This window comes from Nitrosovibrio tenuis, assembly GCF_900109785.1.
GTDB classification, from domain to species: Bacteria; Pseudomonadota; Gammaproteobacteria; order Burkholderiales; family Nitrosomonadaceae; genus Nitrosospira; species Nitrosospira tenuis_A.
In genome coordinates, this window is the sequence record NZ_FOBH01000009.1 from 59,459 (window position 1) to 85,393 (window position 25,935).

19 protein-coding genes are annotated in these 25,935 nt (G+C 52.6%); 13 read left to right on the forward strand and 6 right to left on the reverse strand.

The genetic code is table 11. The features are described from left to right. Positions 1 to 2 precede the first annotated feature (2 nt). The 4 genes from lptG to BMX00_RS11040 all read right to left on the reverse strand — a co-directional run bounded on the left by lptG (position 3) and on the right by BMX00_RS11040 (position 4,232). Positions 3 to 1,067, reverse strand: a complete 1,065-nt coding sequence (gene lptG, locus BMX00_RS11025) for an LPS export ABC transporter permease LptG (RefSeq protein ID WP_090829073.1) — start codon at positions 1,065 to 1,067, stop codon at positions 3 to 5. Next, positions 1,064 to 2,140, reverse strand: coding sequence for an LPS export ABC transporter permease LptF (lptF, locus tag BMX00_RS11030; RefSeq protein WP_090829074.1), 1,077 nt, complete (start codon positions 2,138 to 2,140; stop codon positions 1,064 to 1,066). The genes lptG and lptF overlap by 4 nt, the downstream gene beginning before the upstream one ends. A gap of 62 nt (positions 2,141 to 2,202) precedes the next feature. After that, on the reverse strand, positions 2,203 to 3,018 hold the full coding sequence (locus tag BMX00_RS11035) for a nucleotidyltransferase family protein (RefSeq protein ID WP_090829075.1): 816 nt from the start codon (positions 3,016 to 3,018) through the stop codon (positions 2,203 to 2,205). Between the two features lie 35 nt (positions 3,019 to 3,053). After that, positions 3,054 to 4,232, reverse strand: coding sequence for an N-acetyltransferase (locus tag BMX00_RS11040; protein ID WP_177171848.1), 1,179 nt, complete (start codon positions 4,230 to 4,232; stop codon positions 3,054 to 3,056). 922 nt (positions 4,233 to 5,154) lie between these two features. On the opposite strand from BMX00_RS11040, the gene fabF reads away from it, so the two are divergent. Both fabF and BMX00_RS11055 read left to right on the forward strand, forming a co-directional pair. Then, entirely contained in the window at positions 5,155 to 6,375 is a 1,221-nt protein-coding gene (gene fabF / locus BMX00_RS11050) for a beta-ketoacyl-ACP synthase II (RefSeq protein ID WP_090829077.1), read from the forward strand. A 17-nt stretch (positions 6,376 to 6,392) separates the two neighbouring features. Beyond that, positions 6,393 to 6,647: an acyl carrier protein gene (locus tag BMX00_RS11055; protein ID WP_090829078.1), complete on the forward strand. Its 255-nt coding sequence runs from the start codon at positions 6,393 to 6,395 to the stop codon at positions 6,645 to 6,647. Between the two features lie 91 nt (positions 6,648 to 6,738). On the opposite strand, the gene BMX00_RS11060 is transcribed toward BMX00_RS11055, so the two are convergent. Together BMX00_RS11060 and dprA are read right to left on the reverse strand one after the other, a co-directional pair. Next, positions 6,739 to 9,291 carry a DNA topoisomerase III gene (locus BMX00_RS11060; protein ID WP_090829079.1) on the reverse strand — a complete coding sequence of 851 codons (2,553 nt, stop codon included), beginning with the start codon at positions 9,289 to 9,291 and terminating at the stop codon, positions 6,739 to 6,741. 132 nt (positions 9,292 to 9,423) lie between these two features. Then, on the reverse strand, positions 9,424 to 10,506 hold the full coding sequence (gene dprA / locus BMX00_RS11065; protein ID WP_090829080.1) for a DNA-processing protein DprA: 1,083 nt from the start codon (positions 10,504 to 10,506) through the stop codon (positions 9,424 to 9,426). A 323-nt stretch (positions 10,507 to 10,829) separates the two neighbouring features. On the opposite strand from dprA, the gene def reads away from it, so the two are divergent. The 11 genes from def (at position 10,830) to fba (ending at position 25,423) form a co-directional block, all read left to right on the forward strand. Then, positions 10,830 to 11,333, forward strand: coding sequence for a peptide deformylase (gene def, locus BMX00_RS11070; RefSeq protein ID WP_090829114.1), 504 nt, complete (start codon positions 10,830 to 10,832; stop codon positions 11,331 to 11,333). Positions 11,334 to 11,662: 329 nt separating this feature from the next. Then, entirely contained in the window at positions 11,663 to 12,598 is a 936-nt protein-coding gene (fmt, locus tag BMX00_RS11075; RefSeq protein WP_090829081.1) for a methionyl-tRNA formyltransferase, read from the forward strand. Next, positions 12,595 to 13,872, forward strand: a complete 1,278-nt coding sequence (gene rsmB / locus BMX00_RS11080) for a 16S rRNA (cytosine(967)-C(5))-methyltransferase RsmB (protein WP_090829082.1) — start codon at positions 12,595 to 12,597, stop codon at positions 13,870 to 13,872. Before fmt ends, rsmB begins: the two co-directional genes overlap by 4 nt. A gap of 7 nt (positions 13,873 to 13,879) precedes the next feature. Next, positions 13,880 to 14,470: a DUF4390 domain-containing protein gene (locus BMX00_RS11085; protein ID WP_177171849.1), complete on the forward strand. Its 591-nt coding sequence runs from the start codon at positions 13,880 to 13,882 to the stop codon at positions 14,468 to 14,470. Further along, positions 14,467 to 16,638 carry a sensor histidine kinase gene (locus BMX00_RS11090; RefSeq protein WP_090829083.1) on the forward strand — a complete coding sequence of 724 codons (2,172 nt, stop codon included), beginning with the start codon at positions 14,467 to 14,469 and terminating at the stop codon, positions 16,636 to 16,638. Before BMX00_RS11085 ends, BMX00_RS11090 begins: the two co-directional genes overlap by 4 nt. 161 nt (positions 16,639 to 16,799) lie before the next feature. After that, positions 16,800 to 18,050, forward strand: a complete 1,251-nt coding sequence (locus BMX00_RS11095) for a sigma-54-dependent transcriptional regulator (protein ID WP_090829084.1) — start codon at positions 16,800 to 16,802, stop codon at positions 18,048 to 18,050. 284 nt (positions 18,051 to 18,334) lie between these two features. Beyond that, positions 18,335 to 20,350, forward strand: a complete 2,016-nt coding sequence (gene tkt / locus BMX00_RS11100) for a transketolase (protein ID WP_090829085.1) — start codon at positions 18,335 to 18,337, stop codon at positions 20,348 to 20,350. Between the two features lie 70 nt (positions 20,351 to 20,420). Then, the gene (gene gap / locus BMX00_RS11105) at positions 20,421 to 21,422 is read left to right on the forward strand and encodes a type I glyceraldehyde-3-phosphate dehydrogenase (protein ID WP_090829086.1); all 1,002 of its coding nucleotides are present in this window, start codon (positions 20,421 to 20,423) and stop codon (positions 21,420 to 21,422) included. A gap of 126 nt (positions 21,423 to 21,548) precedes the next feature. Next, positions 21,549 to 22,727 carry a phosphoglycerate kinase gene (locus tag BMX00_RS11110; protein ID WP_090829087.1) on the forward strand — a complete coding sequence of 393 codons (1,179 nt, stop codon included), beginning with the start codon at positions 21,549 to 21,551 and terminating at the stop codon, positions 22,725 to 22,727. A 43-nt stretch (positions 22,728 to 22,770) separates the two neighbouring features. After that, complete coding sequence (gene pyk / locus BMX00_RS11115) at positions 22,771 to 24,207, forward strand: pyruvate kinase (RefSeq protein ID WP_090829088.1); 1,437 nt, start codon at positions 22,771 to 22,773, stop codon at positions 24,205 to 24,207. Between the two features lie 151 nt (positions 24,208 to 24,358). Next, the gene (gene fba / locus BMX00_RS11120) at positions 24,359 to 25,423 is read left to right on the forward strand and encodes a class II fructose-bisphosphate aldolase (protein WP_090829089.1); all 1,065 of its coding nucleotides are present in this window, start codon (positions 24,359 to 24,361) and stop codon (positions 25,421 to 25,423) included. Positions 25,424 to 25,935 lie beyond the last annotated feature (512 nt).

The window sequence follows — 25,935 nt, forward strand, 5'->3', positions numbered from 1 at the left end:
AGCTAAAAAATCCGCCTAAGCCAGAGGCTCGCAAGTAAAATCAGCATCAACCCTGGGAAAAGTGCGATGAGAGCCGGATTCAAACGCAGCAGCAAACCAGCGTTCGCAATAATTTGATCGAGCAAATAGACGCTCATGCCAAGCATGGAGGCAAGAATCAGTCTGTTGGCAAGCCCTGTTCGTACTGACCCAAAAACGAAGGGTATCGAAAATAATAACATCGCAATTGTAGTCAATGCTCCCCCCGCCTTGCGCCACAAGGCGAGTGCATAGGCGTCCGCTTCCTGACCCGTGGCGCGTAAAAACCGAACGTGCTGAAATAACTCGATCGGCGTCAGGCTCTCCGGTGGCTTGGTTAAAGTCGAAATGTCGTCCGGATTGAGGAATGATTTCCACTTCATCGAGTTTGTGTTTACGGATTCTATCCGGTTTCCCGTGAATGTCTTGGTCGTGACATCGCTTAGCTCCCACAGATCGCCATCGATGAAATCAGCATATTTAGCGTGAATGTATGTTTGCAAAAAACCATTGTCGTCGAAATGCATCACCTCGATATCCGCCGCCTTGCCCGCGTGCAGCATCTCCCCAATACGCAATATATTCCGTTCATCACGAGTCCAGATCCCCAGGCCCTTCCCAAGTTCTGCACTCTTTTCGAGCGCGGCGGCCCGGGTTGAAATAGCCTGCTGCTGGAGCTGGGCAGCGACAAACTGATCCAGTATGAGATTAAAAACTAATAGGATTAACCCTACTGCGATAGGAATAAGACTAATACGAACGGGCGACACGCCTGCCGCTCGCATTACCGTTAATTCTGACCCGACAGCCAGCCGCCCCAACGCGATGACATTCCCCAGCAACGCAACAAAAGGTGCAAGCTGGATAAATCTTCTCGGCAGCAGCAACGCGGTGCTCAGAAACGCGTCTTTAACGGCATAAGTGCCCTTCCCCACATCGTGGAGCTGATCCAGCAAGTCAAGAAAGCTGAATAAAGGCAATAATATGGCCGTAGCGATTGCAAGACCTATAATTACCTGTACGGCCAGATAGCGACTAATTGTCGTCATCGACGCACAACTCGCTTCTGCCGGAAAGCAGATGACAAGGAGGCCAGGGCTGCAACAAACATAAGAATATAGAGCCACCAGACGCCCGGAACCCTGCCTATCGTTCCCTGCTCTACCCATGTTTGAGCTAATCCGCTCAGAATATAGTAGATAGCGAAAACCAGTGCTGCAGCAAATATTGTCCTCTCACCTTTATCCTTGCGAGGCGGGGAGCGGCTGAACGGCACGGCAATCAAAGCAAGCAGGACTGTAGCGATGGGGCGGGAAAACCGCCATTGTAATTCAGCAATATCGCGCGGCTTATCGGATTGCATTAAGACTCCAATGGGTGCCGCTCGCCGTCTGAAATTTTGTACGTTACCGCTATCGGTGAAATAAACCAGTTTTTCAAATTGAGCAACAGTATCTTTTGCTCCCGAATGCATGAGCCGATAAATGAAGCCGTCCGTGAGATGTATCTGGGGTCGCTGGCCGGCTGCCAGTTCCTGCTGGCGAGCCTCTTTGGCCAGGATGATCTCGCTGACGCCGTTCTTGTTAGTGTAATGAAATACGTTCTCCATCTGCTTACCGGAAGCGTCTTTGGTCTGAATATAAACCACTCTGCCTTTGCGCTCACTTCCATAGAATCGTCCTGCCTGGAATCGATCGGTATTTAGTTCAGCCTCCGCCTGAGCATTCAGCGTATAACTCTCTTCATAGGCCCATGGGCGAATGAAGATAGAAAGCACGCCGCTGACGATTCCTATAGGAATGGCAACCACCAATACCACAAAGGTTATGCGGTGGTCGCTCACGCCGGCGGAACGCAAAACACTTATTTCCTGATCCTTGTTCATCCGGCTGAGTCCCATGACGACCGCTACGTATAGCGAAATCGACATCAGCACATCCAAGGCGATTGTCGTTTTCAGCAGTATGAGCTTCAGCGTAGCGGCGATGCCAAGCGACTCCGTCACCGCCCCAGACAGAAGACTGGCGCTGATGAAGCTTGAATATAATACCGCCAGGATGGTGACCACCACTGTAAACGGCATCAACAATTCCGTTGCAATATATCGTTCTATTATTTTCAAGGATTTTCTGCCGCTGCGTGAAACCGGGATTGATGGTTATCGGATGAATCCGAGAGTCCGGTTCACTCTCCGGTAATAGATGGGGTAGCGCTCAGCACGGATTCCACAAGCAATAAATCTTCAACTTTATCAACGTCCACACCTGCTTGCGGATAAGGCAGAAACACTGGCCGAACTTTGATGCCAGTTTTGGCCGAGACCGCCTTCAATCCCCGGTCGATTGTCAACAATCCGAGCAAATATAAAAGAACCACCAGAGGATTAAACACTTGCGCAATCAATAACCATGGGCGCTTGCGCAAATCCTCCGCTCGCTGCCAGAACGAAACAAGGCCGCGGCCGCGGTGATTGAGAAAAGCGTAGAGGTTGCAACCACAGAAGCCCCCATCTCGCAGCCGTATTACGGTTCGCTTTGTGCCCGGAAACGCAGCCATTACATCTTCATGTTTGACCACCCCAACCGTAGCGTCGGCTTCCGACGTTTGCGATTTGCTTAAAAAATACTGCACTATCGAAGGCGTCAATAGTGCATGATCGGCCGTCGTCAATAATACAGGCGCATCCCGATCAATTCCGCTCAGGGCGCTGTTCGCGCTGCGGCTAGGCGAATCTAGATTGGGGATCCAAATGATCCGTCCGCTTTCGATGCGCTTTTCCAGCTCTGGACAATCGGAAAGCACGTGCTTGGGTGGACCGCATACTACAATTTTGCGCACCATACCGCTGGCTTCCAGCGCATCGAGGACGCGAATAATCATGGGCGTGCCGCCGACCGGTGCAATTGCCTTACAGGCCACCCCTGTCTTACTTGCGATGGGGTCGTGTGCCGTGCGATCCGCCGCAAGGACGATAGCGGTAAACTGATCTTTTTCGCTCATTGGTGGTTACCAGGTTGCCTGCCGGATGGGCCCGGCTACAGCGTTTTTCCGTAAATGCGGTAACGCTTATACTCTCTGCAGCCTATGCTATCAAGCATTCTGCGCATGGGTTTGTTATCCTCAAGAATCCACGATAATTCAACCGCTCGAATGCCCCAGTCTCTCCCCGTTTTTCTCAACGCGTCGATCGCCATGAACGCCAGCGCCGCCCCGAGGGGCGTATTCTGGAATTGCCTGCGCACTCCCATCAGAGGGATTCGGGCAGTATGAACTTTCCTGGATCTAAGGTGCTTGATCAGCCGGGCCCAGCCAAATGGGAACAGCTTTCCGTCAAGCTCGGAAAAAATCTCGTTGAGATTGGGTAACCCCACCATGAAAGCAGCCGGAATGCCATCCACCTCGGCAATCGCAATAGCCTCATCGGGTACAAGCAGGCGGAGGCTATTTCCAAGCTCCGCAAACTCGGCCTTGGTAAAGGGAACGAACCCCCAGTTACCGGACCAGGCATCGTTAAATATATCGCGCAGCACTTCGATCTCTTCGCTGAATTTGCCGCGATTCAAGGCCCTTAGCCGTATCTGCCGGGAAAATCTCTCGGCGAGCGCACTCATCAGTCGGGGAGCCTCGAAGTCCGCGTCCACCCAGTAGGCAAGCAGATCCTTTTGCGGGCGAAAGCCTTGCTCTTCGAGCATGCGTCCATACCAACTGCGCGAATGGGGCATCATCACCACCGGAGGGGTATCAAACCCCTCTACCAGAATGCCGCACTCCTGGTTGATGGATAAATTGAACGGTCCGCTTATTTGCCTGGCATGCCGGGCAACCAGCCATTTTTCAGCCGCGTTCACCAGCCATTTGAATACCTCCGCATCTTCGATGGCTTCCAGTAAACCGAAATGTCCGGTATCGGAACCATAGCGTCCCCGGTGCAACTGATCAATTTGCGCGCTGATCCTGCCTACCGGCCGATTATCCCGGTACGCAACCCATGCCTGCCATTCTCCATGCTCGAAAAAAGGATTGAATTTGGAAAAGTGCAAGCGCCGTTCCAGACGTAACGGTGGCACCCACAGCGGATCATCCGCATAAACATGCCATGGGACATCGATAAATACGCCCAGCTCGCGCCGATTTGTGACCGGGCGTACGACAACTCTTCCGGATTGGGACTCGGCGGCTTCAACCACGACTGACGATGGCTCTAACTGCTGCATAACATATTGTCGGGTTGATGTTCCGTTAAAAGGCGCCAACCACCGGCCGGCTATTGAAATCCTGAGCAGATACTGTCGGCAGGATCGCAAACTCCGCTTCGGCTGGAGGATATGCCTTTTTCCGGTGTACCTGCAGAGATTCCCTGTATGGTGGAATGGTCGACGTGCGTAACTCGTGACACGCTGATGACGTGTTGATATTATAATAGGTTTACGGCTCAAGTGGACTTGGCAATGTTGTTGCGGTGCCGCTAAGCATCAGGTGGCGCTGGGGCTATAAGTCCGGTATCCGCTGAAGCAAGAAAAAGGGAATAAGAAAAAATGTTGGGGAAATTTGTTCTGGCCATAATTATGAAAGGTTGATCGTTAATGGAAACTCCTGAATATAACCTGCTAATGGCTCTTGCCCTTATCCCTATTGTCTTTTGGCTGCAGCATTGGGTGAGAAAACGCCGCCATCTAAGGCGTAATGATGCTGGGCACCAGGAATTTGATAGTCTCGGTGCAACGCTTCTGTCGGCCATTATAGAAGGAGGGGCCGTGGTTTCCAGCTTGATACTCATCATTTGGATAATGGGAGGGATCTTGAGATACTTCTTCCCCATGATATTTAACGCACGGTAAGACTTTTGAATTTAATTTTAATTTTGAGTTGGGTTCCATCTGAAAGACACGATAAGGAAACGAGAAAGCAAATTGCAGGAAAAGCATTACTGCAGCACTCTGCGCTGGGTGCCTTGCCGCTTACTGGCGCCGTTCGCAGTGGCAATGCGCGAACTGGGCCTCCCGTGCGCCTGATCGCCGGGATCTTGTTAACACCGTGCTCCGGAAGAAACCTGTTCGGAGGTTTTTCAACTGGCGCACTCCAGGGGGGATTCCTTCAGAGCTTCCTCTCATCTCTTTTTACTAATCCTGGTTGTGTATGCAAGTAGTTGTCACGGGAATGGGGGTCGTGTCGCCGATTGGCATCGGCACTGATGAATTTTGGGCAGCGGCTGTCAAGGGAACCAGCGGAATTCGAAATATCGCAAGCTTTGATTCGTCTGGTCTGCGCACCAGAATCGCTGGGGAAGTCGTTGGATTTGATCCCGCCTCCTTTCTTTCCGCAAAGTATATTGAGCAAACAGACAGATTTACGCAACTTGCCCTGCTGGCTACCTGTCTCGCCCTGGAAGATGCCGGAGGGCTGGATGCCTATACACCGCAGCGCTTGGCTGTAAGCGTGGGTTCGGGAATGGGCGGGTTCGGCACGTTCGAATCTTCCGCCTTGCGAAAGTTCCGGAATCAGCCAGTGCCTCCTTTTACCGTACCGCGAATAATGGCAAATGCGGCGGCTGCCTGGATTGCGATCAAGCATCGGCTGAAAGGCGTGAATTTGACCTGCAGCACGGCATGCTCCTCCGGAGCTAATGCTATTGGCGTGGCGCTGGATCTCCTGCGGGCAGGAAGAGCCGACGCAGTTATTGCGGGTGGCGCGGAGGCCTGCGTATTACCGCTGACCATCAACAGTTTTGAGATACTGCACGCGTTAACGACAAGCTCTAATGACAGTCCTGCAAGGGCATCCCGGCCCTTTGCCAAAGGCCGGGATGGCTTTGTCATGTCGGAAGGAGCGGCTATGCTCATCCTGGAAAGGGAAGACCGGGCAAAGGATCGAGGGGCAAAAATGTACGCCCGGCTGGCAGGCTATGGCCAAGCATGTGACGCTGCACACATCGTGATGCCGGACATGAATGGCCAGGTAGCAGCAATGCGGGGAGCACTTGAAGACGCTGGCTTGAAACCTGAGACCGTTGATTATATCAACGCGCACGCAACCTCCACACCTCTCGGCGATATCGTTGAAACTCGGGCTATTAAAAGTCTTTTGGGGGACCGGGCTGGAAATATTGCCATCAGCGCGACGAAATCCATGATCGGACACTCTATCGGCGCGTCGGCCGCCATTGGCAGCATTGCCACCATCATGGCGCTACACACCGGCACGGTACACCCGACCATCAATCTTGATGAGGCTGATCCGGAGTGCGATCTTGATTATACGCCCAACCACGCCCAGCAGAAAAATCCCAGGGTCGGCTTATGTAATGCTTTTGGGTTCGGGGGCAATAATGCAAGTATTCTTTTCACCACCCTTGAATGAAGGAATGAGACCAGACGATGGATACGGCAGATATTGAAGCAAAGGTCATACAGTTTATTGCCACGAAGGTTGAGAACCTGGATGCTTCAACGATTAACAGGTCTTCAAAGTTCGAAGAACTCGGGCTTGATTCTATGGATACGATTCAGCTTTTATTTGATGCGGAAGATGCCTTCGGGATGAGCTTCGATAGTGAAGAAGCAAAAGGATTTAGCTGCGTGGGTGATATTGTGTCGTATATCGAGAAGCATCAGGCACCGGCAGCCCCATAAATAAACGCAGTGTTGAGCATCTCAAATATGAAATGTAGCTGGTGCCGAATCACTGCTGACAAGTTGGGCGTTGCCCTCCTAGTGCTGAGCGTCATGCTGAATTGCGTCTTCTGGATGGTGATTTTTTTGGTGGCGAGATCTTGGATTTTGGCTCTGGCGTCTTGCCTTCAAATGGTTCCTCTGTTGTTTTTGTCTTCGCCTTTTTTGGCTCAAACTCGAACCCCACTTTTCCGTCCGCTCCAGTTACCAAATATGCGGAAAATGGCCTTCCCTTCTTGGACATGAATTTTGATAGCAAATCGGTTTTCTTCGTGCGTAATAGCTTGATAACCTGTTCCCGTTCAAGCGGACGCGTAAGTATTATTTTTGCTATCTTAAAATTACAGGTTCGCGTCGATCCCACGGCTTTTTCACATGCATAATTCATCCCATGCTCAAACACCGCGCCGCCACAGCGAGGACATTGTCCAAGCGATTCCTGCCCTGTAAAATCAACCTCTTCGGCATCTTCTTCACTGCCTTCACCGAAATCGAACTTCATTTCAAATTCATCCGTCAATTTGATGTTCGCATTGAATAACCGTCCCATTTTGCTGCGAAAACCCTGTAGCGGACCCACCGCGCGGTCAGTAATCAGCTGCTCCATTTCAGCCGTTTCGAATTGCCGCCCGGCAAGAATCTTCCATAAACCGAAGTCACAGTTTTGGCACTGAAATTTTTTGTAAGTCTCGTGTACCACGCCGCCGCATTTAGGACAGGGAGATTCAAGGGTGGAAAAATTTCCGCTTATCGTTTCGCCGCGATGGCTTTTCGCCTGTTCCACTATATGGCTGGTCATGCCAGCAATTTCTTCCATGAATTGGCTGCGTTGGAGTTTTCTCTGCTCCATCTGGCGCAGTTTGAATTCCCAGTCCCCCGTCAATTCCGGCGAGGTGAGTTCAGGTACCTTCAATCCTCTCAGTAGGGTAATCAGGGAAAACGCTTTCGCGGTCGGATGCAATTCCCGGCCTACACGCTGCAGATAATTCTCGGATATAAGGCCTTCAATAATTGACGCACGGGTGGCGGGAGTACCCAATCCCTTGGCACTCATCGCTTCCCGCAGCTCTTCGTCTTCAACAAGCTTACCCGCGCTTTCCATGGCCGACAGCAAGGTCGCTTCATTTAATCTTGCTGGCGGCCGCGTCTGGTTGGCAATGACCTTGACTTCTTCCGCAAGGACCCGCTGACCCGTATCTATCTGGACCAGCGTCGGGGCATTCCCAGCTCCGTCAATTAGCGCCTCTTTGCCGTAGACGGCTTGCCAACCCGGATTAACCATAACCTTACCTTCAGTTTTGAATGGCTCATCTTCGACACGAGTAATGCGCGTGGTCACCATAAATTCGGCGGGAGGGTAAAAAATCGCCAAAAAGCGCTTGGTTACCAGATCATATAGTTTTGCCTCGGCTTCGGTCAGCCCCTTCGGCTCGAGAGAAGTGGGAATAATGGCAAAATGATCAGAAATTTTTGCGTTGTTGAATATGCGTTTGTTCGGTTTGACCCAGTCTGCCTGAAGAATCCGTCTTGCAAAAGTGCTGTAGCCGGTCTTTTGCAAGGAATTGAGGATATCCTTAACCGTTGCCACATAATCTTCCGGCAGCGCACGAGAATCAGTGCGCGGATAAGTCAACACTTTATGCTTTTCGTATAATGCCTGAGCTAGCCCCAGTGTTGTCTTCGCCGAAAAACCAAACCGTCCGTTGGCGTCGCGCTGCAAACTGGTAAGATCGTATAGCAGTGGGCAAATCTCCGTTGCCGGTTTGCTTTCCTCGGTGACAACCCCGAGCTTATTCCAGCATTTATTACCAATAATCTCGGCATTTTCCAGGTCCCACAACCGCTCGGCCTTTTTCTCTACATCCTTTTTGTCCTTGGAAAACTTCTCGTCGAACCAGCGACCATCATATTTTCCAGAGTTGGCGGCAAAGGTGGCATGGATTTCCCAGTAGCTCCGGGAAATAAAATTCCTGATAACATCTTCCCGCTCAATTAAAATTGCCAATGTCGGGGTCTGCACCCGGCCAACGGTTGTCTTATAGAACCCGCCTTCCTGAGAGTTGAACGCCGTCATGGCCCGCGTGCCATTTATACCCACGAGCCAGTCAGCTTCAGAACGGCTTACCGCTGCATCCGCCAGTGGTTGCACAGCACCCTCGTCAAGCAAATTCGTGAACCCTTGGCGTATTGAAGCAGGCGTCATCGATTGCAACCAAAGCCGTTTAACAGGCTTTTTTGTTCCAGCGTGACGTATGATGTTATGAAAAATCAATTCCCCTTCGCGCCCGGCATCGCAAGCATTGATAAGAGCATCCACATCCCTGCGCTTGATAAGCCTGGTCAAAAGCTTCAACCGTGATTCAGTTTTTTCGATGGGATTCAGATCGAAGTGAGGAGGGATGACAGGCAAATTGGAGAAGCTCCATTTCCCGCGCTTGACTTCATATTGTTCCGGCACTGCCAGCTCAAGCAAGTGACCAACAGCCGACGACAGAACGTATTGGTTGCTCTCAAAGTAATCCGTATGTTTGGTGAATCCGCCCAACGCACGCGCAATGTCCGCAGCGACAGACGGCTTCTCGGCAATGATTAAGGTTTTACCCATGAAACTCCGTACAGAATTGCTGAACTTAAAAAAAAAACAGCGGCCAAATTGATCCGGATGCTACTAGAAACCGTCCGGCAACCATTCAATCCCGGCTATGCCTCATTAAGATGCATGCGATTTCAGCGGCAGTTACCGAAGTCGCTGATAGTATCCACCGGGCAGACTGGCGACTGTGCCTTCCAGCTCGAACGCCAATAGCATCGCCGATACCGTTTCCACCGTCAAGCCACTGCGTTGGCACAGCGAATCAATACTGATGACATCGTGGCCGAGGTGCCTGAACAGCAAGGATTCTTCGCGCTTTGGTTCATCGACCTGGCGAGCCGCTTTCCGCACGGCGGGATACCCTAACTCGTCCAGGATATCCTCCGCGCTTTCCACCAGTTTTGCTCCCTGCTTGATGAGCGCGTGGCATCCCTTCGACAGCGGCGAGTGTATCGAGCCAGGGATGGCAAATACGTCTCTCCCCTGCTCCAACGCCTGCCTCGCGGTAATGAGAGAGCCGCTTTGCAAAGCGGCCTCCACCACGAGACAGCCACTGCTCATACCGCTGATGATCCGGTTGCGGCGCGGAAAATTGCTGCCAAGAGCGGGAGTGCCCAGTGAAAACTCTGAAATAAGCGCGCCCTTTTCCGCAAGTTCATGAGCAAGCTTGCGATTAACAGCTGGATAAACAATATCCAGCCCGGTTCCCACCACTGCGATACTGGCTGAGCTACCACGCAAGCCGCCACGATGAGCCGCGGCGTCTACCCCGAGCGCCATTCCGCTAATAATGCAAAGCCCGGCATTACTCGCTGCCTCAGAAAAAGCTTCGGCATTCGCAAGACCTGCAGGCGTGGCACTGCGGCTGCCAACAACTGCGAGCGCGCACGAATTCAGAAGCTCACGCTTTCCTTTGAGATAAAGAATCGGTGGTGGATCCGGAATATTAAGTAACAGCGAGGGATAATCCGGATCAGCGAACGTGACAATGGAATTTGCGGAATCTTCCAGCCATGTGAGCGCTATCGAAATTTTTCCTGGGTCCGCACCTCTCGTAATGTTGTACGCTACGTGCTTTTTAACCACGCGCTCCAGCGAAGTGGAGCTTGCCGAGAAAATTTCAGCGGGGCTTCCAAAAGCCGCGAGCAGCCGTCGTATTGATTCATCACCGAGGCCGTCAATCAAGCCGAGGGCAAGCCACTTTTCGCTATCCTGTAACGAGTTCACAATATATCGTACAGCACGGTCTTTGCTTCGCGCCGAGAATCGGTCCGACCACTCCGCTTACTGCCGAGCCCTTGATTTTCGAGATCGAGGCAGCGTACTGTCAATATGTCTTTCATGAAAATGAGGCTTTTCCTCGTGCATGCTCAGAATGGGTATTGCGTGAGGTAGCGGTGCGGATGGAAAAAGTCGTGTAAAAAATCAGGATATAATAATCATTTCTCGCGAAACACAATGCCTGAGCTTCATTACAAAGCTTGGGGCAAATTTGTCGTAATGATGTGGTTTAACCCACATTGAGCCAGTTTAACGTACAAGCCACTTTTATGGCACTGTTAAAAATATTGCAATATCCGGACGAAAGGCTGCATACGGTAGCAGCCCCGGTAGCGGAAATTAACGATGAAATCCGCTCCCTCGTTCAAGAAATGGCGGAAACAATGTATGCCGCTCCCGGGATCGGCTTGGCGGCCACTCAGGTTAATGTGCATAAACGGGTCATTATAATTGACGTTTCTGATACCCATGATCAGTTGAATGTCCTGATCAACCCGGAAATCGTTGCGAGCAGCGGTCAATCTGATTACGAAGAAGGCTGCTTGTCGGTCCCCGGTGTGTTCGGTAAGGTCCCCCGCGCCGAGCGCGTTACAGTGAAAGCTTGGGATCAGGACGGCAAGCCGTTCAGGCTGGAGGCCGACGGCTTGCTGGCAGTATGCATTCAACATGAAATGGATCATTTGCTGGGCAAGGTATTTGTCGAGTACTGGTCGTGGCTGAAACAATCCCGCATTCAGACCAAGCTGAAAAAACACCGGCAAAAGGTGATGTGATTGAAGTTTTTGTACTGATCTTGCCGCTCCCCGCGAGGCATTCCTGCTGTTTAACCCCGTGAACAAGTTCTTGAACCCTCCCAAATGTTCAGTTGATAACTCAAGTTGATAACGCCAGTGATAACCAAGCGGCAAGCCCGATATGAACGCGAGCCCATTTCATGGGACCCAAGGTTGGGCTTGTTCCAGATAATGACGCTGAAAAGCGCAGCGCAATAAACCGGGGGTTTACGCCACGATATGTTGAGGTGTTTCGCAAGCGATGTACGCTGTCGGACTCCTAGCTGTCCGACTCAGGAACTTTTTCAGGCTCCTGGGTAAATTTCCCAATGAAGATTATTTTCGCCGGCACCCCGCCATTTTCCATCCCTGCGCTTGAGGCCCTGGCGCGCGCCGGGCATGAGATTGGGCTGGTGTTGACTCAGCCTGACCGTCCGGCTGGGCGAGGAATGAAAACCGCCATGAGTGCCGTTAAGTTCCTTGCATTGGAGCATAAATTTGCCGTGTTACAACCGGAATCACTCAAGCAAGCCGAGTTATACCCAGTATTGGCCTCGATCGGTGCCGATGTCATGGTCGTCGTGGCTTATGGGCTGATTTTACCTTCGGCTGTTTTAAATATTCCAAAATTTGGCTGCCTCAATATTCATGCTTCGTTACTGCCCCGCTGGCGGGGGGCTGCTCCAATCGAGCGTGCAATATTGGCGGGTGACCGGGAAACCGGGATTACGATCATGCAAATGGACCAGGGCCTGGATACCGGCTCTATCCTATTGCAACGACATATCCCTATCGCGCAAGATGATACAGCCCAGACTCTGCGAGATAAGTTAGCCTCGCTGGGCGCAACTAGCATCGTGGAGACATTGGCAGGCTTGCAGCTAGGAATAATCCCCGTGGTTCCTCAAGATGAATTTGGCGTGACCTACGCATCAAAATTGGAAAAGCATGAAGCTGCAATTGACTGGCGAGCAAGCGCGAAAAACATCAACCGCGCAGTAAGGGCATTCAATCCATATCCTGGTGCACACTCCCGTGTTCGCGAAACCCCGATCAAGGTATGGCGGGCGAGCATCGAAACGGGTAGAGGGGGGGAACCTGGGGAAGTTATTGCTATAGAAAGCCGCGGCATCGTCGTTGCTTGCGGCATAGGCGCACTCGTACTGGAAATCGTGCAGAAATCCGGCGGAAAAAAGCTGAGCGCTGCAAATTTTCTCTCGGGATTCCCGTTGCGGCCGGGTGATCGCTTTGAATGGCAGGGATGAACAAAACACAGCGAATTGCCGCCGCAACTGTAGTCAAAGTATTCGGTGGTGCAAGCCTGACCGCAGCCTTGCAAGATGTGTGGCGCACCCATGCCGATCTCTCGGCGCAACAACGCGGAGCAATTCAGGATTTAAGCTATGGCGTACTGCGTTTTTACGGGCAACTCAACATCTTGCTCGAATTATTGCTGAACAAACGCCTATGGGATGAGAATTTGCGCTGTTTATTATTGGTCGGCCTCTATCAATTGATTTATAGCAAGACTGCTCCTCATGCCATTGTGGACAGCGCCGTATCGGCCGCGCAGGACCTGAACAATAACAAGATGGTACGGGGACTGATCAATGCAGTATTGCGCAACTTTTTACGCCAACGGACCTCACTACTCGAACGGGCAACCAAGACCGAGGTTGGACGGTATTCTCATCCACAATGGTGGATAGATAAACTCCGCGCGCAATATCCGCATTACTATCAAGCTGTATTAGACGCCAGCAATCAACGGCCGCCCATGACGTTGAGAATCAACCGGCGCAAAATCCCGATACGGGAATACCAGGATCTCCTCAATCAAAATGGCATGAGTGCCCAACTGCTGGCAAATGATGCGCTCGAATTGGTGCGCCCGGCAGCGGTGGAAAAACTGCCCGGATTTACCGAAGGATTGGTCTCGGTACAGGATATGGGTGCGCAACTGGCAGCTCAAATCCTGGATGCGCGCGACGGCATGCGCGTTTTGGACGCTTGTGCGGCTCCAGGCGGCAAGACCGCACATCTGCTCGAATTGGCGGAAGTTGAGTTGACCGCGCTCGACAGTGATGTCGCACGAGTGACGAAGATAACGCAAAATCTCTCTCGACTGAGCCTCGCAGCCCATCGCGTCGCGCAAGGGGATGCCTCGCAGCCCTCAAAATGGTGGAATGGAGAATACTTCGATCGGATTCTGGCTGACGTTCCCTGCTCTGCTTCGGGAGTGGCGCGACGTCACCCCGATATTAAATGGCTAAGGCGTGAAAGCGATCTTTTTCAGTTCGCGGAAAAACAGCGCGGGATTCTTGATTCGCTGTGGCGGACGCTGAGCAGAGGTGGTAAATTGCTCTACACCACCTGTTCCATATTTCCCGAAGAAAACAAGCTGCAGGTGGACAGCTTTTTGCGCCATCATTCAGACGCACGTCTGCTGCCCCTCTCCGGAATTGAAACAATCGAAGGGCAACTATTGCCGAATTCCCATCACGACGGTTTTTTTTATGCCCTGCTGCATAAGGTCTGATCTCCCCATGCGACTGTTGCACGCAGCTGCGGCGATGCTACTGGCTGCAATGCTGTTGCTGACCTCAACAGCCCATGCGGAGGGCGGCATACGCGTAAAATCGGTTACGCTGGAAGCTGTCGATGATGGTTATCAGTTCGATGCAGATTTCGAGATTACCCTCAACCCCAAGCTGGAATACGCGCTCGAAAAAGGCATCGTACTTTATTTCGTAACCGAGCTCAATCTGGTGAATTCACGCTGGTATTGGCTGGACGAGAGGATAGCTCAAAGCAGGGTGCGAGAGGGACTAAGCTATAACGCACTGACTCGTCAATATCGTTTGAGCCGCGGCGCGCTATCCCAGAATTTCAGCACTCTGAAAGAGGCCTTACAGGCTCTGGGGCGGGTCCGCGACCGTCCCATTATTGCAATCTCCGAGCTAAGGCGCGACATGGAATATACCGTGGAGCTACGCATGCGCCTTGACATCTCGGCATTACCCAAGCCCTTCCAGGTAGAAACGCTTAGCTCAAGGGACTGGGATCTGAGCACCGGCATCCTGCATTGGACCACCCGCTTGCCACTACCAAAACTTCAAGACAATAACCGCCCGTGAAGTTCGTCATTATTATTGCTGCGGGGCTAGGTGCCATTCTCCTGTTTTTACTTGCGAGCGCAGGTGCCGATACCGGGCTGTTTGAACGTAAATATCGGCTCCTGATCCGGCTCAATGCCGGTTTTGTGTTATTTCTCATGGCCGTGGTGGGTTATCTGCTATGGAGGCTCAGGCGCAGGCTTAAGACCGGCGTGTTCGGGTCCAGGCTCGCATTACGCCTGCTGCTGATTTTTTCACTGATGGCGATTCTTCCGGGAGCACTGGTGTATGGCGTATCGGTGCAGTTTCTCAGCAAGAGTATCGAGTCCTGGTTTGATGTCAAGGTCGATCGGGCGCTCGAGGGCGGCTTGGACTTGGGGCGCACGATTCTTGACAATCTCCTGGAAGAATTACGCAGGAAGACACAGACCGCCGCGCTCACGTTAGCCGATCAATCCGGGCCGCCGCTACCGGTGCTGGAACAGATCATTGATCAATCACAGGTACAGGAAGCCTTGATATTTGATCAGAACGGCTTGATGATAGCTGTTTCGCGTGCGGATGACACGACTCCGGCGCCTGAAATGCTAAGCAAGGAAGTAATTCGGCACTTAAAGTCAGAGAAATTTTATAGCGAGATCGAATCAATTCCCGGCGAGGGGCTGTACCTGAAAGTGCTGACGCCGATCGGTCCACAAGGGGCGGGGGAAGATACTCAAGTATTGCAATTATTGCAGCAGGTGCCGAAACAACTAGCCGAAGAAGCGGAGTTGGTTCAAGCTGCTTATCGTGATTATCAGGAATTGCTATTGTCGCGTGAGGGCCTTAAAAGCCTGTATGGCGTCACGCTTACACTCGCGCTACTGCTTTCACTTTTTTCAGCCCTGGCTGCGGCGTTTCTTATCAGCGAGCGGCTGAGCGCGCCGCTGGGTATGCTGGCAGAAGGAACCCGAGCAGTGGCGCAGGGGGACTTCAGCAGACGCCATCCGGTACAAAGCCGGGATGAGTTGGGTGTGTTGACCGAATCATTTAATTTGATGACTCAACAGTTGGAAGAAGCGCGCACGACAGCGCAGCGCAATCAGCAAGAGGTGGAAAGCGCCAGAGCTTATCTGGAAAACATACTGGCGAATCTTTCTTCCGGCGTCCTGGTATTCGACGAAAGCTTTCACATGCGCAACGCGAATCCGAGTGCCGAACAAATTCTGAAGATTCCCCTATCGGGCCTGGAAGGTCTTACGATTGAAGAATGCGCCGTACGCGAACCGCAGCTCGCGTCTTTCAAGGCTGAGATTCTTGAAGGGTTTGATTCGGCCGAAAAAGGGGAGTGGCAATGCCAGGTTGAACGCTTGAGAGATGGCGCCAACCAGGTATTGCTGCTGCGCGGGACCCGTTTGCCAAACATATCGGGCGGTGGCGGGGTCGTCGTGTTTGATGATGTTACCAATTTATTGCAGGCACAGCGTACGGCCGCATGGGGAGAAGTGGCACGGCGCCTGGCCCATGAAATCAAAAATCCGCTGACGCCGATACAGCTATCTGCCGAGCGTGTCCAGCATAAGCTTGCCCAAAAGCTCGGCAAGGAGGATGCGCAGATTCTGCAGCGCTCAACCGAAACCATCGTCAATCAGGTGGAAGCGCTTAAAAAAATGGTTAATGAATTTAGCGAGTATGCGCGCGCGCCAGAGCTCGAGTTCCTCCAGTTGGACTTCAACGGACTGGTGCGGGAGGTGCTGGCCTTATATGAGGCCGCAAGTACGGCTGCGGGCGGAAATCGGCAACCCCATATTTATCTGGCACTGGCTTCCGACCTGCCGCCGGTAAGGGGGGATTCGGCCCGCCTCCGTCAAGTTATCCACAACCTCTTGCAGAATGCACAGGATACGGTAATCGATATCGCGGAGCCCGCTATTATGGTGCGAACCGAAGCCGTCCCGGGCGGGGTTCAGTTTAGCGTGAGCGATAATGGCAAAGGATTTAGCGAACAGGTCAAAGCTCGGGTTTTCGAACCATACGTTACTACTAAATCCAGAGGCACAGGATTGGGACTACCCATCGTTAAAAAAATAATAGAAGAACATAGCGGATCGATTCAGATAGAAAATATCCGGCCAAGCGGCGCGCGGATCTCGATCACGCTGCCAATTATTCCTCAGTACGATTTGGCGGTAACAGCGGCGCGGCGATGAGTATGGTCAGCCATTGTGCATGCGTGGGAATGGTTCGAATGACCCCTGAGGGCCACCGCAAACCGGGACGTGTCCAGAGGCCCTGTTAAAGGCCGAGCATGCCGATGATTAACGCAATCAAGGTCAATTTAGGTTAATTAAATACAACTGATTCTTAAATCATGAGTAATAACACAATACTTGTCGTTGATGATGAAGTCGGCATACGTGAACTGTTGTCCGAAATCCTACGCGACGAAGGCTATCGCGTAGCGCTCGCGGAAAATGCCGGGCAGGCGCGCACTTGGCGAAAGCAGGCGCGCCCAGATCTGGTATTGCTCGATATCTGGATGCCAGACACCGATGGCATCACTCTGTTGAAAGAATGGGCCAGTTGCGGACTGCTCACCATGCCGGTCGTAATGATGTCGGGGCATGGCACCATAGACACTGCGGTAGAGGCGACACGTATGGGCGCGTCCGGCTACCTGGAGAAACCGGTACCGCTTCAGAAGCTGTTGAATACTGTAGGAAGAGCATTGCGCGGAGGACAAGTCAAACCGCCCTTGGCACTTCCCCTTGCCAGCCTGGGCAGAGGCCCATTAATCGCCGATTTAAAAAAACGCCTGGAGCAGGTAGCCAATCTGCGAACGCCCCTCCTACTCATGAGTGAACCTGGAACCGGAGCAGATCTGTGTGCGCGCTTTCTGCACCGCCCAAATACGCCATGGGTAGAACCGGATAACCTCGCTGCGCTGGCAGATGGACCATTTGCCTTATTGGAGCAGGCAAAAGGCGGTCTGCTGTTTCTCAAGGAAATCGGTGATCTCAACAGATTGGCGCAAAAGGGATTAATGCTCCTGCTGGGCAAGCTGGAGAAATACAGTGTAAGGCTTGTGTGCGCCACTTCAATGCCTTTGGCGGAATTGACGGCACAGGGCGCGTACGATCCCAGGCTATATGAAATTCTGAGCGGCTTATGTATCAATGTGCCCGCATTAAGGGAACATAGGGAAGATATTCCCGAGCTTGCCAACCAGGTACTCTCGCGCTATATCGAGTCGGGAGAGGTCGCAGTACGGCAATTCAGCACCGCAGCGCTCAATTGCTTGCGCAACCATGACTGGCCCGGCAATCTCGCGCAACTCACCGGCGCAGTGCATTCTTTGGCGCTAACCTGCTCCGGCGACGAAATATCAGCCGACGATGTGAAGCAAATATTGGCATCCTCATCGCCGGCACAAGCAGTCGCCGGTGTTCCGCTCAACATTCCTTTACGCGAAGCCCGCGATATCTTTGAGAAGATTTATTTTGAACAGCTTATTGACCAGGAAAACGCCAACATGACCCGAGTGGCCGAGCGGGCCGGGCTGGAACGAACCCATCTCTACCGGAAGCTCAAACTGCTGGGTATCAAGCTGCGGAATACCTAGCAAACCTCCGAATAAACCCTTCATAGGCGTAAACGGAAGCTTTGCACTGGACACAACGGCGAATGGAAAAGGCAAACGCAAAATCGAATTAAACTCGCGTCAAACCTTTTTTGCATAAAGAAATGCTTTGCCGTTACGTCTGATTCGGCTCGACTCGCGATTTGTCATATTGTCTGACTTCGCATCTTAAGCGATAATAGTGGCTTTGCCGACCCGCACCGCTACTCGTGTTGGAGCAGCGGTGTTTTTGTGCCATATTCTGTTGAACGAGGGAGTTCGTGTTCATGGGAACATTTAGAGATTTTGATGCGCCGGTGTTCAAAAACCTGACAAGCGCCGTCCGTGCGCTCGCGATGGACGCTGTGCAAAAAGCCAATTCCGGTCACCCCGGTATGCCCATGGGCATGGCAGAGATAGCCGAAGTTTTGTGGATTCATCATCTACGGCACAACCCTGCAAACCCAAAGTGGGCTGACCGCGACCGTTTCGTATTATCCAATGGCCACGGGTCGATGTTGATATACGCACTGCTGCATCTCACCGGGTATGACTTGCCCATGGAGGAAATCAAGCGCTTCCGCCAGCTACATTCAAAAACTCCAGGCCATCCCGAGTATGGCTACACGCCCGGAGTGGAAACCACTACTGGTCCGTTGGGGCAGGGTATCACCAACGCGGTCGGCATGGCGCTTGCAGAAAAAATACTGGCTGCGGATTTCAACCGGCCCGGTTTAGATGTGGTCAATCATTACACCTACGTTTTCCTCGGAGACGGCTGCCTGATGGAGGGAATTTCTCATGAGGCTTGTTCGCTGGCGGGAACGCTGGGGTTGGGCAAATTGATCTGCTTCTATGACGATAATGGTATTTCCATAGACGGCCATGTGGAAGGGTGGTTTACGGATGATACGCCCAAGCGTTTCGAAGCGTACGGCTGGCACGTGGTGCCCAACGTCAATGGTCACGATCCTGTAGCGATCGAGGCAGCTATCGAGGCGGCCAAGCAGGCTACCGACAGACCGTCGATGATCTGCTGCAAGACCATTATCGGCTTGGGGTCCCCGAATAAGGCCGACACTCACGAGGTCCACGGTGCCGCGCTGGGCGATGCGGAAATAGCGGCTGCTCGCCCGCATATCGGCTGGAACCATCTGCCATTCGAAATCCCGGAGGATGTGTACTCGATGTGGGATGCTCGTGCGAAAGGCAAGAAACTGGAAGACGAGTGGAATCGAAAATTTGCCGAATATTCGGCAAAGTATCCCGCCGAAGCTGCCGAGTTCACGCGGCGGATGTCGGGCGACCTGCCGGATTCGTGGCGGGAACACGTGGACGGTCTGATCGCTCGTGTGAACGCCAAGGAAGAAACAATTGCCAGCCGCAAAGCTTCGCAAAACGCCATTGAAGGTCTGGCGCCAAAATTACCCGAACTGGTCGGGGGCTCTGCGGACCTGGCCGGGTCAAATCTTACCCTCTGGTCGGGTTCGAAAGGCGTCGAACGAACCAACGGGGGTAATTATATTTATTACGGCGTGCGTGAATTTGGCATGAGCGCGATCATGAATGGACTGTCGCTGCACGGTGGGATTATTCCGTACGGCGCCACTTTCCTCATGTTTTCGGAATATGCACGCAATGCATTGCGCATGGCGGCCTTGATGAAAATTCGCAATTTGTTCGTGTTCACGCATGATTCGATCGGCCTGGGTGAGGATGGGCCGACACACCAACCGGTGGAACAAACCGCTACGCTACGTTACATTCCCCACATGGATGTGTGGCGTCCGTGCGATACGGTCGAATCAACGGTGGCCTGGGCGCGCGCAATTGAACGGCGGGATGGGCCTTCAACACTGATTTTCAGCCGTCAGAATTTACCCTTTCAGAAACGTGACGCTGCCACCATCAAGCTGATCGACAACGGCGGCTATATCCTGTCAGAGGCAGCAGAAGGCGCACCCAGCGCTGTCATTATCGCCACGGGTTCCGAAGTTTCGCTGGCAATGATGGCGCAAAAAGCACTAGCCGAGACAGGCGTTCATGTTCGCGTGGTTTCGATGCCCTGCACGAACCGGTTCGACCGCCAAAGTCAGGACTACAAAGATTCAGTGCTACCAAAGGGCATACGCCGCGTGGCAGTGGAAGCAGGCATTACGGATTATTGGCGCAAGTATGTCGGACTAGAAGGTGCCGTGGTAGGCATAGACACTTTCGGCGAGTCCGCGCCGGCTGGCGAGCTATTCAAGCATTTTGGATTCACCGTCGAGAATGTCGTAAAGACGGTGAACAGCGTTATTTAATCTCACTCGGATGGTCCTACGCTGCGGGATTCTACTCCGCCTCGGGTTTATTTTTTCAAGGAGTTAAAATATGACAATCAAGGTCGGTATCAATGGATTTGGTCGCATTGGAAGAATGGTGTTTCGGGCGGCGGTACAGAATTTTCCGGACATCGAGGTCGTCGCTATCAACGATCTGCTTGAGCCCGACTACCTGGCCTATATGCTGGAACATGATTCGGTGCATGGCCGTTTCAAAGGCGAGGTTTCTATTGAGGACAATACCCTGGTCGTTAATGGTCGCAGAATCCGTCTGACTGCTATCAAGGACCCTGCTGAATTAAAATGGAATGAGGTGGGTGCCGACGTCGTGGTTGAGTCCACTGGTCTTTTTCTTACGAAAGAGACTTGCCAGAAACACATCGCCGCAGGCGCTAGAAAGGTCATCATGTCGGCCCCCTCCAAGGACGACACTCCAATGTTCGTGTACGGCGTGAATGACGTAACGTATGCCGGAGAATCCATCATTTCCAATGCCTCATGTACTACCAACTGTCTAGCTCCTATCGCCAAGGTATTGAACGATACGTGGGGCATCAAGCGCGGCCTGATGACTACCGTGCATGCCGCCACTGCCACACAGAAGACTGTGGATGGTCCTTCCAATAAGGATTGGCGCGGTGGCCGCGGTATTCTGGAAAACATCATCCCATCTTCGACTGGTGCGGCTAAAGCCGTGGGTAAAGTTATTCCCCAACTGAACAAGAAACTGACCGGTATGGCTTTCCGTGTTCCAACTTCCGATGTTTCGGTCGTCGATCTCACTGTTGAGCTGGAAAAGGATGCGACTTATGATGAAATTTGTGCTGCCATGAAGCAAGCGTCGGAAGGATCCATGAAGGGTGTACTTGGCTACACGGACGAGAAAGTGGTTTCCACCGATTTTCGCGGTGAAAGTTGTACTTCCATCTTTGATTCGGAGGCTGGCATGGCTCTGGACGACAGTTTCGTCAAGCTCGTTTCCTGGTATGACAACGAATGGGGCTATTCCAGCAAGGTTCTGGAGATGGTCCGCGTCGTAGCCAATAAATAGTATGTCAGGGATTGCGGAGTGTGAATAACGCTCCGCGCCCCTTTTCCTCGATCGTCCCTTCCCATCTTGATGAGGCATAAGGATCGGGTGTGCCGTCCTCAAGCCATAAAAAATTGGAGTTTTCACGTGTCAATCATTAAAGTCACCGACCTCGAGCTTAAAGGTAAGCGTGTCTTCATCCGTGCTGATCTCAACGTTCCCGTTAAAGATGGCAGGGTTACCTCGGACGCGCGCATCACTGCTTCCATGGCGACGATCGATCACTGCCTCAACCAAGGGGCCAAGGTGATGGTGACATCGCATCTCGGCCGCCCCGAGGAAGGCGTGTGGTCGGAAGAGAACTCGCTTAAGCCGGTCGCGGATAATATCGCCGCACGTCTGGGGAAGCCTGTCCGCTTGATCAAGAATTGGGTTGAAGGTGGTTTCGAGCTCGAAGAGGGCGAACTGGTCGTTTTGGAAAATTGCCGCTTCAACAAAGGTGAGAAAAAAAACGCTGATGAGACTGCAAAAAAATATGCCGGACTTTGCGATGTCTTTGTAATGGATGCTTTCGGCACAGCGCACCGTGCGGAGGCCTCGACTCATGGGATTGCGAAATATGCTCCTATTGCCTGTGCAGGTATCCTTCTGATGGAAGAGCTGGAGGCGCTCACCAAAGCCCTGCTGAATCCGGCGCATCCCATGGTTGCAATCGTCGGCGGTTCCAAGGTCTCAACCAAGCTAACCGTCCTTGAGTCTCTGTCGGAGAAAGTGGATCAACTGGTGGTTGGCGGTGGCATCGCCAACACTTTCCTCAAAGCCGCAGGCAAGAATGTCGGGAAATCATTGTGCGAAGATGACCTGGTGCCCACAGCCAGAATGCTGATGGAAAAGATGACGAAGCGCCAAGCTTCCATCCCTATTGCGGTCGATGTCGTGGTCGGGAAAAAATTCGATGCGAGCGAACCAGCGGTATTGAAAGATGCGGATGCGGTTGCCGATGATGACATGATTTTTGATATCGGCCCGAAGAGCGCGCAAGAGCTGGCAGACATCATCATGCGAGCGGGTACCGTTGTGTGGAACGGACCGGTTGGTGTGTTCGAGTTTGACCAATTCGGTGCCGGGACCAAAACGATCGCTATGGCCATAGCCAATACCAAAGCGTTTACGCTGGCCGGTGGCGGTGACACTATCGCTGCGATCCAGAAATACGATATTTATGACAAGGTATCGTACATCTCCACCGCGGGTGGGGCATTTCTTGAGTTTCTTGAAGGCAAGAAGCTTCCCGCAGTGGAAATACTTGAACAGCGAGGACGTTAATTGTCTGCGTTTGATAGACTCAATCCGGCTCTAACTACTTAGTATGATTCGAAGAACAAAAATTGTGGCAACACTCGGGCCCGCTTGCCGCGACCCCAAAGTTTTGGAGCGCATGATAAATGCCGGAGTAGACGTAGTACGGATCAACTTCTCTCACGGTACGCGGGAGGAGCATATTGAATATGCCGAATTGACCCGTTCGTTGGCCCGCGCCGCGGGCCATGCCGTGGGGGTTCTGGCAGACTTGCAGGGACCCAAGATCCGCATCGGTAAATTCGAAACGGGCAAGATCGTACTCAAAACCGGCGATAAATTCATTCTTGATGCGGAATGCAACCTGGGCAACCAGGAGCGAGTAGGGCTGGACTATAAAGAGCTGCCAAATGACGTCGAAACCGGGGCGACATTGATGCTGGATGATGGGCGTATCGTTCTTGGTGTTTCCAATGTTAAAGGGCAGGAGATCTCTTGCGTTGTCGAGCAGGGCGGCGTGCTGTCCAACAATAAGGGCATCAACCGCAAAGGTGGCGGACTCAGTGCGCCTGCGCTGACTAATAAGGACGTAGAGGACATCCGGACCGCTGCAGCGCTCAAGGCGGACTATCTCGCGGTATCGTTCCCGCGTTCCGGCGAGGATATGCGCTGGGCACGCGATGTGATGCATGAAGCCGGGGGGAAAAGCCTGCTGATGGCGAAAATGGAGCGTTCCGAAGCCATTCTGGCTCTGGATGATATCTTGCAGGCATCCGACGCAATTATGGTGGCCCGCGGTGATCTGGCGGTGGAGGTGGGGGATGCAGTGGTACCAGCTTTACAAAAGCGCATGATCCGCACCGCGCGCGCCAACAATAAGCTGGTGGTGACTGCTACACAAATGATGGAATCGATGGTGAGCAGCCCGATTCCCACCCGCGCAGAGGTATCGGATGTAGCGAATGCGGTGCTGGATGGCACGGATGCGGTAATGCTATCGGCGGAATCTGCGACAGGACAGTATCCCGTGGAGGCGGTCGCAGCCATGGCCAGGGTTTGCCTTGAGGCAGAAAAGGAATATCTGGCGAGCAATGAACTGCGCAGGCTGCAGGGTGGCCTCCCGGAAACCATAGAAGAAGCGATTGCGCGCGCAACCATGTTCACCGCTGGGAGCTTAAAAATCCGGGCCATCGCCGCGCTCACCCAGAGCGGCAGAACAGTATTGCTAATGTCGCGCAGAAGCTCCAACGTTCCTATATTCGCGTTGAGTCCCCAGGAGGACACCCGTCGGAAAATGACCCTATTTCGGGGAGTTTATCCGGTGAAATTCGGCGGCGGCTCGAATGATCCCGAGATCATCCTTAATCACGCGGAAAATGAATTACTCAAGCGCGGCGTGGTGCGTAACGGTGACCTGATTATAATGACTATCGGCGAGCCGGTAGGCAAAGCGGGTGGCACCAATACCATGAAGATCGTTAAAGTAGGGGAATACAGAAAGGCTTGAATGACGCCATATCAACCTGAAGGAGAAATGCTGTTTTTCATGGTGACAATCTTTCGACAGTTGCTCTCCCGACCGGATACCGCTTATTCTGAGGATTTCCTAAGCTCACCACTTATGGTTCACAACTGATTCTAACTTGGAGGAGGCTCAAATGGCACTCGTATCACTGCGTCAACTTTTGGACCATGCGGCGGAAAATGGCTATGGCCTGCCCGCTTTCAATGTTAACAACCTGGAGCAGATCCATGCCATCATGCAGGCAGCCGATGAATGCGACAGCGCTGTGATCATGCAGGGGTCAGCGGGCGCGCGCAAATATGCCGGTGAAGCGTTTTTACGCCACCTTATCTCGGCAGCGGTGGAATCGTATCCGCATATCCCTATCGTTATGCATCAGGATCATGGCGCATCCCCTGCAGTTTGCATCAATGCCATCCGTAGCGGGTTTTCCAGTGTAATGATGGACGGCTCACTGCAGGCGGACGCGAAGACCCCTTCGTCGTATGAATATAATGTTGAAGTCACCGGCAAGGTAGTGGAAATGGCACATGCGGTCGGGGTTTCCGTGGAGGGCGAACTGGGCTGCCTGGGTTCGCTTGAATCCGGCATGGGGGAAGCGGAAGATGGTCACGGCGCCGAAGGCAAGTTATCCCATGATCAATTATTGACCGATCCCGAACAGGCTGCGGATTTTGTCAAACAAACCGGCGTAGATGCCTTGGCAATCGCCATCGGAACCTCCCACGGCGCGTATAAATTTACACGCAAGCCAACCGGTGACATTCTTGCCATTCAGCGAATCAAGGAAATCCATCAGCGTATTCCCAATACACATCTTGTCATGCACGGCTCCAGTTCGGTACCTCAGGAATGGCTCGACATTATCCGTGAATATGGCGGTGAAATGAAAGAAACTTACGGCGTTCCCGTGGAGGAGATTCAGGAAGGTATCAAGCACGGGGTGCGTAAAGTCAATATCGATACCGACATTCGCCTTGCCATGACCGGGGCCATCAGGCGACATCTCGCCAAGAACAAGAGCGAGTTCGACCCGCGCAAGTACCTCAAGGATGCCACGGCGGCGGCGAAAGATATCTGCAAGGCACGGTTCGAGGCGTTTGGTAGTGCCGGCCAGGCCAGCAAGATCAAGGTTGCAAAACTGGATGACATGGCGAACAAGTACGCCAAAGGCGAGTTGAAGGCCGTTATCAAGTAAGAACCCGACGCACGGCCCAGGGGATTTTTCACCCGGGGCACCGGCTAATCAGGAGGCCCCCTCTGCGAGGGCCTCTCGTTCACCAAAATTGGGACGCAAAAGCGAGACTTTCAGCTTAAATCTCTCATTTTTAGCGCTCAGTTGTTCGCTCGGTTGTATCAACTCAGGCTACATTCAACTGTAGTTACCAAAAGGGATTGTTTTTATAGAAGTCGGCCCAAGCTTTGCTCAGTTCCCGTTTTTTCATGTATGCCGGGCCGGTGACCCAGCCCAGAAGGATTCCGGCTGGTTCTCGCTCACCGCATTGATTCACTTCGATAGCGCTTCACCCAGGAGGCCTTCGGCCGCGGCAGTGTCGTTTATTGTTCCTAAAACTGTAGAGCTTGTGGTTACCCTGACTAGAAATACTCAAGGATTTTAGCAATGAATTGCGCCGCAATCGAGCAGCGCTGTTCGGCGGCAGGCGCAATTTGGGTTCGATCTCGGTGGGCATGACTTGTAGGCGAGGCCCG